Origin of the sequence: Streptomyces tauricus (genome assembly GCF_014650955.1) — a bacterium.
Taxonomy (GTDB): domain Bacteria; phylum Actinomycetota; class Actinomycetes; order Streptomycetales; family Streptomycetaceae; genus Streptomyces; species Streptomyces tauricus.
Window position 1 is genome coordinate 1 of the sequence record NZ_BMVY01000070.1, and the last position, 15654, is coordinate 15654.

Below are 15654 nucleotides of genomic sequence, written 5' to 3' on the forward strand. Positions count from 1 at the left end.
TACCAGCATCGCCTGCACCCTCATCTGCTACCGCAGACTCACCAAATGAGATGGCTTCTAAACCCCCGCACGAAGGACTGGCGGCCTCCTCTCAAAGCGAGACACGTGCATTCTTCGCTCAGCTTGACTGGCTCTGCGGCGAGCAACAGTCACCTGAGGTAAGGCAAGCCGCGGTGGCACTGTGAAGTTCCCCCCGCGAACTGGACAGCGGGTGTTTACGCTGCCGGGATGAGGCTCTGCCTGAGCAAGGATCTCGTTTCGAGCGGGGTGACGTACCCGTAGTCGGGGTGCCGGCGGAGCCGGCTGCGGTTGTACTCGACCTCGACGTAGCGGAAAACGTCGGCCCGGGCGGCCTCGCGGGTCTCCCACATGGTCGTCCCGATCTCTGCTTTCAGGAGGGCGAACCAGCTTTCCGCGGCGGCATTATCGTAACAAGAGCCGACGCGCCCCATCGACTGCCTCATGCGCAACGTGCGTATTTCGCTGCGGAATTCGTCACTCGTGTACTCGCTGCCGCGATCCGTATGCATGACGCAGCCGTGCTCCAGGGCGCCACGCCCGGCCGCCATCCGCAAGGCGGCGACCGGCAGCTCGGCGCGGTGGTGGTCGGCCATCGCCCAGCCGACCACCTCCCGCGTCGCGAGATCGATACAGGTCGCCAGATACAACTTCCCTTCCAGCGTGCTGAGTTCAGTCATGTCGCCGACGAGCCGCATCCCGGGCCGGGGCGCGGTGAAGTCCCGGCCGATCAGGTCGAGCGCGAACACCGCCCGCTTCGCTTGCCGGGTCAGGCCCCGCCTCCGGCGGCGGGTGATCCCGACGATCCGGTGCCTGCGCATCAGCCGCTCGATCTTCTTGGAGTTCACCACCCGCCCGGTCCGCCGCAGGGCGGCGTGGATCCGCGGGGCCCCGTAGGCACCGCGAGATCCGGCGTGCAGCACCCGGATCTCGCCCACCAGCACCTCCTCGGCCCGCTCCCGCACCGTCCGGGCCGGCCGTGACGCCCTGTGCGCGTAGTAGGTGGAACGGGGCACTCCCAGCACACGGCACAGAAACGCAACGCTGTGACCTGCAGGATTACCCTCCGATACCTTCTCCGCATCGATGAAACGACACCGTGCCGCGGTGTCTACCTCATCTTGTCCTGCGCGAAGAAGGCGGTCGCTTTTCCCAGAACCTCGATCGTGGCCTCCTGCTCGCGAACCTTCCGCCGCAGCCGGACCAACTCCTCACGCTCCGCAGTGGTCAAAGCCCCGGCGGGTCCCTCACCGCGGTCGACCTTCGCCTGCTTCACCCACCCGCGCAGCCCTTCGGCACTCACGCCCAGATCCCGCGCGACCTCGGTGACCGTCTTCTCCGAGGACAACGCCAAAGCGACCGCGTCCCGCTTGAACTCGGCCGTGTATCGCTTGCTCATGTTGCTCTTGTTACTCACTACCTGTGACTGCTTCCTCCGGGACCATCCGTCCCAGTATCAAGCTGTCCGGCTGGCAGGGGGAACCTCACTGCGCCACAGGCTTTCGCCAACGGATGCCTGACGAAGTGTCCCTGACAACCGACCTGTAACTGCCTGCGAGCTGCCTTCGTCGGCTCGTTGCAGCACAGAACGGGAGCGGCAAGTGGCGTGCGATCAAGCGGAAAGGCTCGCCGCGCGCACGCCACCGCTGGCGCAGCTCAGTGCCCGTCAGCGATACAACGGAGCGGCCAGGCTCAGTCGCCTCGGACGCAGGCATGCAGATGCATGTCGTGTCGGCCATCGTCGTGCACGGCGGCGCTGCGTTTGGTGTCTTCCAGGAGGTAGCCGGACTTTGTGGCGACGCTGCACGAGACGGGGTTGTGGGTCGAGTGGTCCAGCAATGGCTCGTTGTTGACGTGGGCGACCAGCATTGGGCGATCATGGCGCATGACTCGCGCTTTGCCGAAGCCATCCATCATCGCCTCCGGCTTGCTCGGTAGCTCCCCCTAACCGCGCTCCCCACCAGGAGGCCGGCCGGGGCAGCAGGAGGGGGCGAAGGGCGCCAGGGGACCGGCCTCCCTACGTCCTTTTGGACAGGACGCCTTCAAATGGGCGGACGCCGGAGAGTGCAGATCCTGATTCTGGTGTGCGGGCTCTTCGATAGTTTCAGCACTTACGTGATGACCCGGGCGGTGCGCGCGGCTGTCAGCCAGTGAGGGAACTCTTGCAGGAGCCGGTCGTACAGCAGCCCGTTATCAAGCGTGCGGGGGTCGCGGCCTGCGTGGAAGAAGCCCGCGTTGTCGACGATGCGGCAGGCGGGTACGGCCAGGGTGTCGAGGCGGTGCAGGAATGCGAATTCGTTGTCGTCGGGGTCGCCAAACCCTATGAACTGCCAGAACAGTGGTAGGCGGGCGGCTTTGCGCAGGTAGTGCTCGGCGGCTGACTTGCTGGTGGGTCCGCCGTCCGTCTGAAAGATCACCAGGGCGGGGTCCGTGCTGCCGGATTCGAGGTAGTGGTCGATGACCTCGTCCATGGCCCAGTGGTAGTTCGTGCGTCCCATGTGACCGAGGTTTTCGTGCAGCTTATTGATACGGCCCGGGTAATTTCCGAGACGCAGGTCGGTGGATCCGTCGACGTCGGTGGAGAAGAACACGACGGGCACGGTGCCGTCGTCATCGAGGTGGGCGGACAGGGACAGGACCTGTTCGCCGAGGTGCTGCATGGTGCCGTCTTTGTAGTAGGGCCGCATCGATCCGGACCGGTCCAGGACCAAGTACACAGCGGCACGCACTCCCTCGAGGCCGTGCGTGCGCAGGCTTGAACCTGCCGATTTGTAGAGACTGACAAGGTCCGGGGCTTCCGTTTGCACCTTGGACAGGCTGATCGCTGGAGCGGTGTCATGCACTTCGGTCATGGTCGCCGTTTCTGTAACGGGTGCGGTCCCCATCGTGCGTACCCCTGGTGGCGATGGGATCGCGGCTTCGCCTTTGGACGGCCATGGCGACAACCGGACAATCACGTTACAGAACAATCACTGTCCGCCAATAGCCCCACACTGTCCGGCATTCACTGGCCTATTCTCGCCTCTCTACAACAGCAGGGGGACATATGAACAGCCCGTACATCACACCGCCGGCCCCGCAGCCCAGTCGCACCGCTCCCAGATGGGCGCGCAAACGCTACGTGCTACCCGCCCTTGGGCTCGCCTTCTTCCTTGGCATCGGAGCCGGCGCCGGAACCCCCGAACCCGCAGCCGACACCAAAAATTCGGCCAGTGCAGCTCGCCCCACTGCAACCGTCACGGCCACGGCGACGGCGTCCACGAAAGCGAAGCCGGCGCCCACCGTCACCGAGACAAAAACCGTCAAGATCAAGGTCATCGAGACCGTGACAGCGCAGCCAGCCGTCGATACCGGAAGCGCAGACAACGAAGACGGCGGTGAGGGCAGCGCCTACTACGCCAACTGCGATGCGGCCCGCGCTGCCGGCGCCGCGCCCGTCCACCGCGGCGAACCCGGCTACGCCAGTCACCTCGACCGTGACGGTGACGGCATCGGCTGCGATACCTGACGGGCGGGATGGACCCTCGCAAGCCGGGAGGCGGGAGCGGAGGAGTGGCGGATCCTGCCGCCCTCAGAGTGGCAGCATTCTGCTGCAGGGCTTCCGTCTAGGGTCGCCGTCACCGCCCCGCAGCAACCGCTCGAAGTCCGATCAGGACCCGGTCGACTGGACCCCGCCGCTCGCCGACGCCCGCTGTACCTACGCCGCGGACTGGGTCGCGACCAAGCTGCGCCGCCAGCTGACGGCCGATGACCGCGAACGCCCCGCCCTCACCGAACGCGCCGCCGGCTGCGGACAGCAGATGGTCGACTACCAGCCGGCACCCTAACGGGCTCGGCGGGAGCCGGACCGCGGGCCCGCGCCCGCTGCGGAAGGACTTCGCGGGCGTCGGCTGGCGCACCCGGTCGGGTGAATCCGGCGCCCGCGGAGAACCGTGATGTCCGCGAACGCGTACATCACAGGCGTGGACCCCATCCAGGAAACCCATCTGTCCGAACCCGGCCTGCTCGTCCTCGACGTGGCCGCCTTCGACGACGACACCGTGTCCCTTCCAGAACGCGATCGCCCGCACCTGGGCTGCCACCGTCGACCGCACTACCCGTGACCCGGGTCAGCCCGGGTCACGGGTACGTCTGTACCTCGACCTGCGACAGCCCCTCACCCCGGCCTTGCCCGGGCAGACGCCGACCGTCAGTACGCCGGAGGCCTGGTCCGTCACCACGGGGGGGAGTGAGGGACCAGGCCTGAACCCACCGTCCCACACCCGATCCCAACGTATCCGCTCTGCGGCGGAGATTCTTGCACGCAGGCACCCGGTTCGAGCTGCGCGCTCTGCCGAGGCCAATGGATCTCAATAGCCGCTGGGCGGGCGGCAGTTGGCAAGCAGGGTGCGGCTGAGGTCGTAGCGTGGGCTCATGCCCGAACGCACGCACATACTCCACCTCACCGAGCGTTCCCTGTGGGACGCGGCTCGCGAGCACGGCGCGTATCGGATGTCGACGCGCGGCATCACCCTTGAGCAGGAGGGCTTCATCCACTGCTCGACGCGTGCCCAACTCCCCTCCGTGGCAGCCTTCCTGTACGGCTCCTACGAGGGCCCCGACGAGCCGGTGGTGCTTGTCGTGAAACCTGCGCGGCTGGATGTGCCGGTGAAGTACGAAGCGTCGGAGCCCGGGGCTGAGAAGTTCCCGCATGTGTACGGCCCGATTCCGGTGGACGCGCTGGTTGAGGTGGAGCCGTGGCGGTGACGGGCCGCCGCAGGGCATGGCGGTGGGCCGTGGCGGTATGGCTGGTCCTCGTGGCCACTGCGGGCGGGCTGACCCTGGGGTGGCAGGACGCGCCAGAGCCGCAGCAACAGGGCCGGCAGGAGTCCGGCCCCACACCGTCGCTCCCCGAGGGATGGCAGTCGGCGTGCGCGGACGCTACGCCCGATGAGAACGGCCGGAGGCTCTGCTTCATCAGGACCCGCTAGCCGAACCACCCGCCCTGAGCACGGCGAAGCCCGAGGCAAGGGCCGGCCCGCGTATCACCACCGGCCCGCTCCGCCAGGAGAGGGCCTGATCCCGCACTGCGGCCACCAGAGCATGTCAGGCGGGCGTTCTGTCCGGCGGCGGGCCTGCACGGTCAAGACCCTGCTGGACCGGCACGACGATCCCCGCCGGCAACGGACTGCTCCAAAACCAGTGCGCGCCGACTGCGTCCGGCCGTCCTGTTCCGCTCGGCGCCCGATGCCCGCAGCGGGTTGCAGTGCCGAAAGCTCCATGGGCTCGAACCTGGGAGCTGCGCAAACCGCTGGAGGGCGATGACGCCGAAGGCGCCCGCATCCGAGCCACGGTCCTGGCTAAACAGGTCAAGAACAGGCAGAGCGCGGCGTGGCGGCACCCGCAGAGGCGCGTGCGCCCACCCCGTGTTCCTGTTGTGGTGTCGATGGTCAGCCGGCCATCACCACGGCGGCGTGGAGTTCGCGTACGCCGGTGGTGTGCGGGTGCCGCTCGCCCAGCTCGCTGACGATGTGGCGGATCGCGGGCCGGTCGCGGACCTCGCCGGGGCTGGAGCGGTGTGCGTCCAGCAGCGCGCGGGCGGTCTGCTCGGGACGGTTCCACGCCCACCAGGCCCGCGCCATGTCCGTGCCCAGCCGCGCCCTGCGCTCGGCGGTCGGGAACTGATCGGGCCGCAGATCCTTCCCGGCCTCGAGTGCGGCGCCCGCATCGCCGAGCGCCCAGTACACGCCGACCGCATACAGGGCGACGCCGGCCGGGCTGATCGGGAACAAGCGGCCCGGCGGCGGCGCCTGGGGCAGCTGGCGGGCGGAGCGGCGGGCCTCCTCGACCATCGCCAGCGACTCACCGCGCTGCCCGCCGCGCGCGGCCGTATAGGCCAGCGTGCACAGCATCTGCGCGTACGCAGCCGCCGAGGCATCGGTGCGCAGGCCGGTCGCCTCCACGCCGGCGGCCGCTGACGTCATGAGTCGCTGGGCCTCGCCGTGGCGGTCCTGGTGGCGCAGCACGATCGCCAGCTCCCGGGCGGCGGCGGCCTCCGCGAGTGGGGAGCCGGCCACTTCGGCCCAGGTGCGGGCCCGGTCCGCGGTGAGCCGGGCCCGCTCGTAGGAGCCGACCTTGCTGAGCACCGAGGAGCTCAGGGTGTAGACGGCGGACAGCCGGGCCTGGTCGAGGTCCTGGCGGGAAGCAGCGGCACGGTGCCCGTCCGCGATGAGGCCGGGCAACACGGCCAGGAGCCGGCCGTGCACGCCCTTGTCGTAGAGCTCCCGGGCAGCGGCCAGGCGACTGTCCAGCGGTCCCAGACCGCTGGTGGGCGCGGGGGTGGCGGCGAGGGCTTCGTCCAATCCCGCGAGCAGGGCGGCCGGTCCGGCGGCCGCCGTGGCGGTAAGCAGCGTACGGCGGCGCATGGGGTCCTCCTGGGCGTCACGCGAACAGGCCGTCACTCTAGTGCCGGCCGGTGCCGCCGTCAGGGGTGGCGCCAGAGAAGTCATCAGGACGTGTCGGGGCATGCCCACTTCGGCTGCCGCCCGGTGCACCAGCGTCAGATCCACCACCCGCGAGCGGCGTTCCAGACGCGAGACGGTGGCCGCCGAGCAGCCGATCCGCTCCCCGAGAACGGCCAGCGTCCACGTACGGTGCTCGCGCCCCAGCCGGATCAGGGCGCCGGGACGGCGCTGCGCGACCAACGACGTGGCCGTCGTGCTGTTCCAGAGCGGGTCCACGGGCACGAAACCCTCCCACACCGCACGCACTACCGGGGGCGTCCCACGGTAGAGGGACCAGCCGGGCGCCGTCGATCGTGCTTGCACGACGTGCAAAAGCGTTGCACTGCACGGCAGATGACCACTGCCCGGCCCATCGGCGCGGTGCGCTGGACGCCTCGCCCCGAGCCGCGGGGCCACAACCCACCGGAGGCACCATGACAACCGCCGCCGTATCTCTCCCGGCCGCCGGACCGAGGACCGGCCCGGCCCGCTGCGCCCGGGACACCGTGCCCGCCGCCCTGTGGGACAAGCAGATCCACCTCCTCATGCGCGACCACCCCTACGACTCGGTCATGGCCACCCGGGTCCTGGGCCAGGGCTACGCCTACCTGCTGACCGCGATGCGCCACCGGGGCGAGCGTCTCGGGCTCGCCCCGAGCACCCTCGTCGACGTCGCCGTCCACACCGTCATCCTTGACACCGTCACCTACCTCAAGCTGTGCGAGCGCTTCAACGACGGCCACTTCCTGCACCACGTACCCGAGGTCGACGCCAAGGACGACGGCTCGGTGCTGCGCACCGCCGACCTGATCGCCGCCGACGGCTGGGAGGTCGACTGGCCGCTGTGGACGGACGCCGCCAAGTGCGGCCCCTGCCACCCGGGCAGCGACTCCCACTGACCGCCCCCGCACGGAACACAGGGGTCCCGGCCACCCGGCCGGGACCCCTGTGCGCGATCCGGGTGAGATTGGGCCGAACGCCCCCGCCCGCCGGCCGCGCCCGCCAGGATGGGTCGGATGACCGTCCCCACCACAGACCTCTGGCACCACTACGGCCGCACCCGCAACGCCACCGACCACGCCGTGCCCGACCGCTTCCTGTGGACCTGGAGCCAGGACAGCGGCCCCGGAACCGGCCTCCTCGGCACCGTCACCGGCCGATGCGTGGGCGACCTCGGCGCCGGAGCCGCCCGGCACGCCGCCCACCTGGCCGTCCACCACCGGCCCGCCCGCATCGACGCCGTCGACGCCTCGCCCGCCCAGCACACCACGGCCACCAACCTGTACGGCCACCTCGCCCCGCCCCTGCGCCTGATCCACCGCGACGTGACCCAGCATCTGCACACCAGCGCCGGCACCTACGACGTCCTCTACAGCGTCTTCGGCGCCGTCGACTTCACCGCACCGCACGACCTGCTGCCCGCAGCGGCGAGAGCACTGCGCCCTGGCGGGCGGCTGGTGTTCTCCACCCTCGCCCATCACCTCGGCGGCGCGTCCGCTCACCCCGACGTGCAGCACACCGACATCACCGCGAAGACGCCGCACGGCGAGGCCGCCACCCTGCGCCGCTGGGTGCTCCAGGAGCACGTGTGGACGAAACTCCTCGACGAGGCCGGGTTCACCCGGATCCGCACCGAGGTGCTGTCCGGCCGAGCAGACCCGCGAGGCGCCGACACCCTCCTGGTGACGGCGTTCCGCACGGATGACCAGCGAACTCTCTAGATCTAGTCCTCGGGAATCATCTCTTCCTTCTCATCGCCTGTTTCAAGACACAGACCTGTTCGGCATGACACCGCCAACGCTTCACTATGGATGCACCGTGGGCCGGGTGAGGTCGAAAGCGCCGCTGCAGAACGCGTCGTCGCGTGCCAGGGCCCGGTAAGTCACTCCTTCCCAGCCGTTGAGCCGGTGGGCTAGACGCGTTTCGGCTTCGTCTGCCAGGTAGGCACGGACCGTGTCCTTGCCGCCAGCGTCGAGCATCGCCGTGAGCTGCTGGCGGATGTTGTTGATAGTGCGGTTGGCCTGGATGGCAAAGAGTCTGGCCAACTGGAACAGGGCAAAGTGGTGGCGGGTCCGCTCGGTGAGTATCTGCTCCCAGCCGGGCGGAGGGGAGACGAAGAAGTCCAGCCGGACGGGGCTGCCGTCAGCGACCCGTGCCTCCAGCCAGGGATCCTGGTCGATTCGGTCCAGGTAGGGGTGCAGCGGTGTGGTCTTTGCTCCCGAGGGCAGGCCTTCGCCCTTGGCGTGATTGCAGTCGGCACAGGCCGGTACCAGGTTCAGCGGATCCACGCACAATGCGGGGAACATCCTTTTGGGCAGGAAGTGGTCCAGGGTGCGGACCACCCCCTGGCCGCACAGAGGACATCGCTCGTCCGCAGGAGCGGCCATGAGCCGGTCGTAGATGGCACGGCCGTCCCGGGTGTTGACCATGCCGTTCTCGTAGGCCCATCGCACCACGTTGTCGCTCGACATGCCCGGCACGGTGAACTCCGCACCGTCCAAGGCGTACAGACGGCCTTGTCGCGCCGCCAGCCGCAGGCGCTCGCCTGCGGCCTCGACACGGTCACCGGCAGCCAGCAGCAGTACCTTGCGCTGCGGATCCCTGGTGCCGCGCACGCACGCTTCGTAGGAGTCTCGCGCCGAGAGCGTCGGTGGGTCGAGAGGCCACATCAGCCAGGCCCGCCAGCAGGCCGGTACGCCAGGAGGACCCGGACCAGTCCCTTCGCTTCCCCGCCGAGCTGTCCGTCGAAGCGGTCCAGGACCTGATCGTAGGATCCCAGTTCGTCAACGGCCTTGGCGAGTTCGGCGTGGAAACCGGACTGCCTGGCCTCCAGGCCGAAGATCTCGTGGGTGAGGACCCCGACGTTCTCTCCGTAGGTCTCCAGAGCCGGCCGCTGCGGCGGATGGCGGTCCCAGCGGCTGACCTTCCACACGCACGCACGGGGAACTTCCTGCAGGACCACGGGGGAGTGGGTCCCGATGAGAGCGACGCCGTTGCGCTCGGTCAGCAGGTCCGACAACGCCCTCACGAAAGACGCCAGGAGGGGCGGATGCAGGTGGGCCTCGGGCTCGTCCAGCAGGACGAGGGACTCCTCGGCGACGGTCTCCACCAGCCGGGTGATCGTCAGCAACACGATGGCATGTCCCGAACTCAGGCTGGAGAAGATCTCTCGCGCCTGTCTGTCGTCCTCGACAACAAACGTCTCGCGGCTCTCCACATACCGCGCGAAGGCGTGGACGGGCGACTCATAGAAATGCGGATCGCTGCCCAGCACGTCCAGCGCAGCTCTCCAGCGGCCGACCCGGCCGGCAGCCGTGACCTCCTGGACGCTCCTGCTGAACTCCTTGCTCAGGTCGTCGTACGACTTGCGCTCGCGCGTGGGATGCCCGAAGACATCGACCTTAGCCAGGCCCACGTACGTAAAGGACACCGACGGCTCGACCGGGTCGGCCGGGGGCGTCTGCTCGCCGGGAACGTCCTTGGCCCCGTCCCAGCCCTTCATCTGCGGGAGATCATCGTCATCGCCCTCTGCTCGTGCCCCGCCGTCTTCCTGCGAGGGATCGAAAGCACTGAACGTGACGGACACGACGTTGGTGAACGACCCGCTCCCGCCACCGGACCAGACGAGCTCACCGACCTCGCCCGCGTCCGGGTTCACCACCGCCTTTCCGATATTGGCCAGCAGCGTCGTCTTGCCCACACCGTTGCGTCCGATCAGCACGTGGACGTTGGTCGGCGGCCGGGAATGCGGCGTGACCGAGAAGGACAGCCGCCGCTCCTGGGCTGCGGTGTCCGCAGGTGCCACGTAGTCGAAGTGATACGCCGTCAGCCGGGTCCCACCCCGGGCGATACGCCGGAACTGGCCTTCCACGGACTGCGGTTCGACGCTGCGCAACAGCGACGTCTGCGTCACGTCCCAGAACACGGCCTGATCGAAGACATCGGAGCTGAACGCGATGTCGCACAGCGCTTTTAGGATCTCCCGCCGCGTTCTGGTACCGAGCCGGGCGAGGTTCTCGTAGTAGATGGCGTCCTGCCCCACCGAAAACCAGTACAGCCGCCGGTCCAGCCCCGTCAGCTGCTGAAATTTTCCCTTCTGTAGAGGCCGGTCATTCCGCACGAGATCGGCGTAGCCGATCTTGACCCGCCCCAACTCGTCGAGTGCTCCATGACCGTCGGCGAACCACAGCCGATACAACGTCAGGTAATCGTCGTCGGGCCAGGGAACCGGCTCCAGGAGACAAGCCCGCCGCCTGCCAGATGGCCGCTCCTGCTCGTCCAGCACGATGAAGCGCACGCACTCCTCCTCGAAACGGACCACTGAAGCATCCATCCATCACCGGGAACAAGCCGACGCGTCAACAAGCAGCTGCCAGGTGTGGGAAGAAGCAGGCCACAGCTGACCGGTGATGACGGTGCCGACGCCGTGCCCGAACCGCAGTGACCGCCCCGCCCGTTCGCTGCGGGGCGTACCCTGTTCGCGTCCGGCCTCCCTGCCGTTTTGGGCAAGTACCGCGAACAGAGGGCACCCACGTCCCGCGCATGAGTGCGCCGAGCAGTGGCTGTCGGCCTTCGCGGCCGCCTGCTCCGCCGGGGATGATGCCGTCCGCCTGCTGACCGACACGCGCAGCCGCATTCTCGTCGGACCGCAGCGGAGCCCGCATCCGAACTGCTGCCGGGTTCTGCGAACGTAATGAGGACGGTGCTGCCCGAGCCCCACCGGCGGAAATCGGTGCCGACGGGCGCAAATGTCGGGGCGCGGGGCAGGCGGCAGTGGCAGGCCTTCCGCGGTGAGCCGGGAGGCGGGCCGGGTCCCGCCGTCGGTGACGGCAGGACCCGGCCGAGGCAACCTCGCTCGGGGGTAGCTCGGTGCCCGTATGCACACCATGCACTGCAAACAAGCCATAGCAACAGATCGCGGCTGAAAATCGCCACCACCGATTTACGTGCGGGCAGATGCGACCGCGGGCGCCCCGGGCACGTCCGGCTACCAGCGGGCGGTGAGGCCGAACTGGTGCATCAAATCGGTGAAAAGCTCCTGGGCGCTCTCCTGTAGCAGGTCGTCTTCGTCGGCCGGGTTCACCGAGGTGGTCACCGTTTGGATGCGGCGCGGTCGGCGGGCACGGTCGGGGATGTCTCTGAAGGCGCCGCCGTGCTCAGTGACGACGGGTGTCAAAGGTGTCGGCTCGGCGCTGGTGATGGCCGCACGCACGTGCGAGGAGCTGTCCACGCCGAGATGCCGGGCGAGTTCACGGGCCAGAGCGAGGGTGTCGCGGCAAGCCGCGGCAGTGACGTCCGTGTCGACCAGGCTACCGACTGCCTGGGGTTCGGCGTCCCGAGAACGCAGAGCTCTGAAGGAGAGGTTGACGGCGAGGACGGTGCTGCCGTCGTGGTGCAGCTCGGTGTGGATCTCCCGGCCTGTCGGCGGGGACAGGGTGGTGAAGACCCAGCGGCGCAGTCCGGGGCGGGGGTGGGGCACCATCTGGTTCAACGACTGCAGGGGGCTGACGGTGTGCTGGCTGCGGGTCAGACGCCGGGAGTGCTCCATGGCGGTGCGGCAGATATAACTGGCCGCCTCACCGGTCAGGGGCGGGGCGGAGCGCGGCAGGGGCCGCTGGGGCCGGGTAACGACGATGAACCAGGCCGAGGGCTCGTCCTGTTCGGCCAGGACGTCGTCCCGTGTGTGGGCGTAGAGCTGCTCGATCTCGTCCTGGGCGTGTTGGGCGCGCGTGAAGCGGTCGCGGTAGGCGCGTTCGACCTGATGCTCGGCCATCCAGGCGGTGTGGTCGGCATCGCGGTAGGGCACGACGGCGGCCTGCTGGGCCTTGTCCTTGGCGGCGGTGCCGTACACGAAGTGAGGAGCCATGGGGCTGGCGGGGATGTCGATGACCAGGAAACTTGTGCCGCCGTCGGGCGAGGTCAGGGTGGTGAAGCTGAGGTCGGGCAGGTAGGGCTGGACGTGGTTGCGGATCCACTGCGCGTACTGCTGGGTGTTGACCTTGCCGGGATCGATGCCCGCGGGCTTGGTGGTCTTGTCCGTGACCCCGTAGATGAGTAGGCCGCCGCGGGTGTTGGCCATCGCAGCGACGTCCTTGGCCAGCTCGTTCCAGGCCCCGTCCTGCGGAGGCTGGGGAAGGAACTCCTTCCAGTCCAGGTCGTCGGACTCGTCCAGGTTGCTCTCTGCGGCCTTCTTGACCATGTCGAAGGTGAGTGGGCCCGGTGGGGCACCGAGGTGTTCGTGCAGTCGCGTCCAGGAACGTGCCATGCCCGAAACCCTATGATGCGGCACCGACAACGGGCCGAGACCGGGACCGGCTTCCGCATCTGACTGGCACCTGGGGACACGATGTCTTGCCGGAGATCCTCGTGCTGCGCTGGGTCGGCGTGGCCGATACCGGGGGGCCGGTCAGCGTTGCGGGAGGTCGAAGAGCATGGCGTGGAAAAGTGGCGCGTCGGGGATGAGCGGGCGCAGGTCTCCCAGGGTGTGCCAGCCCCACGCCTCGTAAGGGGCGTGGACCGTGGGGTGGTCCTGGTCGGCCAGGAGCGTGGCGCGCTCCTTGGGCCGCACGGTGAGCAGGGCGTCGTGCAGCCGGCACACGGTGCCGATCTTGCGCCACGGCAGGCGCACCATCAGCTCGTTGAGCGCGTAACTGCGCGCAGATTGCCCTGCAGCTGACCGGTCACGCCCGCCTCGTCGCGCGCGACGTCGAGCAGCTGGTCACTCAGCGGCTCTGCACCCACCAGGGACCCCGTCAACGGCTGTCGTCCTACGGGTTCTTCACGATGAACTCGGTGACAAGGCCGCCGACGCCGCCGCGGACCGCGTGCTGGATGTCATGCGCTCACGCTTCGACGGGACGTCCCGTGCCACCTTCTGATGCAGGTATTTCGCGGCGTCACTCCGGCTGGTGTTCCTGGACCTCTGACTCCGAACTGCTGTAGTCCGGGTTCACGTAGCTGGGCTGGGGGGCGGCCGCTGGGCCTCTGTCCGGGCTGCTGAAGCCGGGCCGGTTGTAGCCGAGCCGCGGTGGTAGCCGGCGGGGCAGGGCCAACGGCTTCGTACGGTCCAGAGGTGCTGCACCCGGGTTGGCGAGGGCCTCCCTGAGGAACGGCACGATGCCGCGCTCCAGGAGAGCTTCCAGCCACACCTGCTTGGCACGGCGCACGACCTCTTGCCTCTCGTGCTCGCCCTCTGCTTCCGGGCCGCTCCGGTTCCCGCGGAGGGCAGTCACCAGCAGGATGACCCCATTTATGACGATCATGCCCGCAGCCAGGGCCACGAACAGCCACGCTGCACCCAGCATGGTTCGGGCGAGTGTCGTGTCGATGCCCGTGACCAGCAGCACGTAGCCGAGGGTCAAGAAGATTGCGGCGGCACTACCGGAGAGCATGAGCATGACCATCGGGAGAGCGGCGAAAGCATTAGTTCTGGTGGCCTCGCGCGTTTCACGGTCCGGTCGTGGACGTCGGGTCGGCATCTGAGAGGGCTCGCGCAGGGACGCCGGTGCCTCGGGGCGTACGTGCAGGCCGAGCACTGCGGCCAGCAGGCGCCGGCCGTAAGACATACGGGCCCACCGCTGCGGAGCGACCCCACTGCCGGCCCGGCGGTCACCCGGATGCCGCGCGCCCAGGACCGCAGCGCCGAACCGGCGGCTCACGCTCGCCCGTTTACGACGGTCGGTGGCCGTCGGACGGCTGCCGGGAGGTGGCATGACCCACCAAGTGCCCGGCTGCGAAGGCGCCGCTGGTGAGGACGTTGCAGGTGAAGGACTGTGCCCGGACCCGGGTGAGAGGAACCCTTCGCGGACCTTCACGTAGTGCTGGTACTCGGTCGCTGCGGCCGCCGTGATGAGAGCGGTGGCGTTCAGCGCCATCGTGCGCAGCTGTTCGGTGTTGAGCCGCTGACCGACCGCGGCGAGTTCCGGGCGGTGTGGTGCGGAGCGCAGCGCCTCGTCGAGGATCCGCTCGTACGCGCGGCGGTCCTCGCTCAGCAGGTGCTGCGGAACGCTGTTCACAGACCCTCCTCCCCGAAGCCCAGCCTCTGCCATCGTGTCGCGCTTCGGCCCTCGGGGCCAGATCCCGCTGGATTCGCAGGGTCGACAGGAACAGGAGAGCGCGTGTCTGCAGGGCGCTGTGATTGACCCGCAGGAAGCCCGCCGGGCACCGGTTCCGGTGGGCGGGCGTCCGTGACCGGGACAGGCGGCCTGAAAGCAGGTCCAGACTGCGCAGGTTGCGGGGGGTCGACGGTCGAGGCGGGTGGCTGAATCGGCTCCGCAGGGGATGTGGACAGGGCGGGCATCGGCTCTGTGGGCGCGGGAACCGGTGGTGCTGCGGCCATCGCGGCATCCGGAGTTGCGGCGGCGGCAGCTGGCGGTGCGTGGGCGTCCGCAGGCGGTTCCTGCGCTTCGGCCGGCTGCCTTTCGCCCGTCACTGCCTCGTTGACCGTCTGGATGCGGATGAGCTGGGTGAGCAGGACGGGCGCCGACATGCCGACGACGAGCGCGGCGTACTCACCGCTGATCTGCCCCGTGGTCCCGAACAACACCGCGGCACCGGCACCCATCGTGGTGTGCACGACGGCCGCGGCGATGTCGACCGGGAGATCGAAGTACGCCTGGAACCGCGGGGCTTCTCCCTGCGTCGTCTGTGCCGCGATCGTCTGACGATGCGTATGCCGATCGGACTGCCAGGAGACGAACCGAGCGTAAAGGTCCAGAGCCCCGCGCAGTAGTCCGCCCGCCGACCCTAAGAGGATCAACGTCAGGACGTCCACGGTCCCCCCCCGGGTGATGGTGATGACGCCTGCCGTGAGCCTCCGGACGCCAGGACGAGCGTAGAGCGCGGGCAGGACGCAAGGAAGGGCCTGCGTGAACTCGCAACCTGGACAGCCTCCTTGCAGTCAGGCCCCCTGCAGGCTGCGCTGCAGCCGTGAGCCTCCCGGCCACGGTCATGGGCTTGCTCGGTTTCCTCCTGGGTAGTGAAGTACCGGGTGCCGCTTCGGCTTGGGCGATCGCGAGCACCTCAGCGAATGCGCCGCGAAACCGCAAGAGCAGCGAGCCGGTCGGCACGCCGGACCGCCGCTCGGCCGTGTTCCGCCTAGGGCCTGTCGTCAAATGTCACGCCCACATCAGGAGTGAGGCGAGGGTGATGGCCG

At 68.8% G+C, this 15654-nt stretch carries 14 protein-coding genes and 2 pseudogenes; 6 read left to right on the forward strand and 10 right to left on the reverse strand.

Translation table 11 applies throughout. From position 1 onward, the window contains the following. Positions 1 to 215 precede the first annotated feature (215 nt). From IE278_RS41060 to IE278_RS41075, 4 genes and pseudogenes are all read right to left on the reverse strand, one after another. Positions 216 to 1106, reverse strand: a complete 891-nt coding sequence (locus IE278_RS41060; protein ID WP_189780142.1) for an IS3 family transposase — start codon at positions 1104 to 1106, stop codon at positions 216 to 218. 23 nt (positions 1107 to 1129) lie between these two features. After that, complete coding sequence (locus IE278_RS41065) at positions 1130 to 1417, reverse strand: transposase (protein ID WP_189780131.1); 288 nt, start codon at positions 1415 to 1417, stop codon at positions 1130 to 1132. A 293-nt stretch (positions 1418 to 1710) separates the two neighbouring features. Then, a pseudogene (locus tag IE278_RS41070) lies at positions 1711 to 1854 on the reverse strand (GNAT family N-acetyltransferase); the annotation flags it as partial. Positions 1855 to 2129: 275 nt separating this feature from the next. Further along, positions 2130 to 2870 carry a vWA domain-containing protein gene (locus tag IE278_RS41075; RefSeq protein ID WP_189780132.1) on the reverse strand — a complete coding sequence of 247 codons (741 nt, stop codon included), beginning with the start codon at positions 2868 to 2870 and terminating at the stop codon, positions 2130 to 2132. Positions 2871 to 3064: 194 nt separating this feature from the next. On the opposite strand from IE278_RS41075, the gene IE278_RS41080 reads away from it, so the two are divergent. The 3 genes and pseudogenes from IE278_RS41080 (at position 3065) to IE278_RS41090 (ending at position 4764) form a co-directional block, all read left to right on the forward strand. Continuing rightward, positions 3065 to 3526 carry an excalibur calcium-binding domain-containing protein gene (locus IE278_RS41080; protein ID WP_189780133.1) on the forward strand — a complete coding sequence of 154 codons (462 nt, stop codon included), beginning with the start codon at positions 3065 to 3067 and terminating at the stop codon, positions 3524 to 3526. A gap of 427 nt (positions 3527 to 3953) precedes the next feature. After that, positions 3954 to 4374: pseudogene (locus IE278_RS42000) on the forward strand (DUF6207 family protein). Positions 4375 to 4431: 57 nt separating this feature from the next. After that, entirely contained in the window at positions 4432 to 4764 is a 333-nt protein-coding gene (locus tag IE278_RS41090; protein WP_189780134.1) for a DUF952 domain-containing protein, read from the forward strand. 683 nt (positions 4765 to 5447) lie between these two features. Here the strand turns inward: IE278_RS41090 and IE278_RS41095 are convergent. Further along, positions 5448 to 6743 (reverse strand): helix-turn-helix domain-containing protein, encoded by a 1296-nt coding sequence (locus tag IE278_RS41095; protein ID WP_189780135.1) that lies wholly within the window; start codon positions 6741 to 6743, stop codon positions 5448 to 5450. Positions 6744 to 6934: 191 nt separating this feature from the next. Between IE278_RS41095 and IE278_RS41100 the strand changes: the two genes are divergently transcribed. Both IE278_RS41100 and IE278_RS41105 read left to right on the forward strand, forming a co-directional pair. Further along, positions 6935 to 7399 (forward strand): glycine-rich domain-containing protein, encoded by a 465-nt coding sequence (locus IE278_RS41100; RefSeq protein WP_246571768.1) that lies wholly within the window; start codon positions 6935 to 6937, stop codon positions 7397 to 7399. Positions 7400 to 7516: 117 nt separating this feature from the next. After that, positions 7517 to 8221, forward strand: a complete 705-nt coding sequence (locus tag IE278_RS41105) for a class I SAM-dependent methyltransferase (RefSeq protein WP_189780136.1) — start codon at positions 7517 to 7519, stop codon at positions 8219 to 8221. 84 nt (positions 8222 to 8305) lie between these two features. Here IE278_RS41105 and IE278_RS41110 read toward each other — a convergent pair whose 3' ends face one another. From IE278_RS41110 to IE278_RS42835, 5 genes are all read right to left on the reverse strand, one after another. After that, complete coding sequence (locus IE278_RS41110) at positions 8306 to 9115, reverse strand: HNH endonuclease signature motif containing protein (protein WP_189780137.1); 810 nt, start codon at positions 9113 to 9115, stop codon at positions 8306 to 8308. Positions 9116 to 9168: 53 nt separating this feature from the next. Then, positions 9169 to 10797, reverse strand: a complete 1629-nt coding sequence (locus IE278_RS42830; protein ID WP_189780138.1) for an AAA family ATPase — start codon at positions 10795 to 10797, stop codon at positions 9169 to 9171. A gap of 690 nt (positions 10798 to 11487) precedes the next feature. Beyond that, positions 11488 to 12765 carry an AlbA family DNA-binding domain-containing protein gene (locus tag IE278_RS41120; RefSeq protein ID WP_189780139.1) on the reverse strand — a complete coding sequence of 426 codons (1278 nt, stop codon included), beginning with the start codon at positions 12763 to 12765 and terminating at the stop codon, positions 11488 to 11490. Between the two features lie 141 nt (positions 12766 to 12906). Beyond that, complete coding sequence (locus tag IE278_RS41125) at positions 12907 to 13131, reverse strand: acetyltransferase (protein WP_189780140.1); 225 nt, start codon at positions 13129 to 13131, stop codon at positions 12907 to 12909. A 265-nt stretch (positions 13132 to 13396) separates the two neighbouring features. Further along, a complete protein-coding gene (locus IE278_RS42835; RefSeq protein ID WP_246571771.1) occupies positions 13397 to 14515 on the reverse strand; it encodes a hypothetical protein in 1119 nt (372 codons plus the stop codon). Positions 14516 to 14938: 423 nt separating this feature from the next. Between IE278_RS42835 and IE278_RS41135 the strand changes: the two genes are divergently transcribed. After that, on the forward strand, positions 14939 to 15163 hold the full coding sequence (locus tag IE278_RS41135) for a hypothetical protein (protein WP_189780141.1): 225 nt from the start codon (positions 14939 to 14941) through the stop codon (positions 15161 to 15163). Positions 15164 to 15654: the final 491 nt, after the last annotated feature.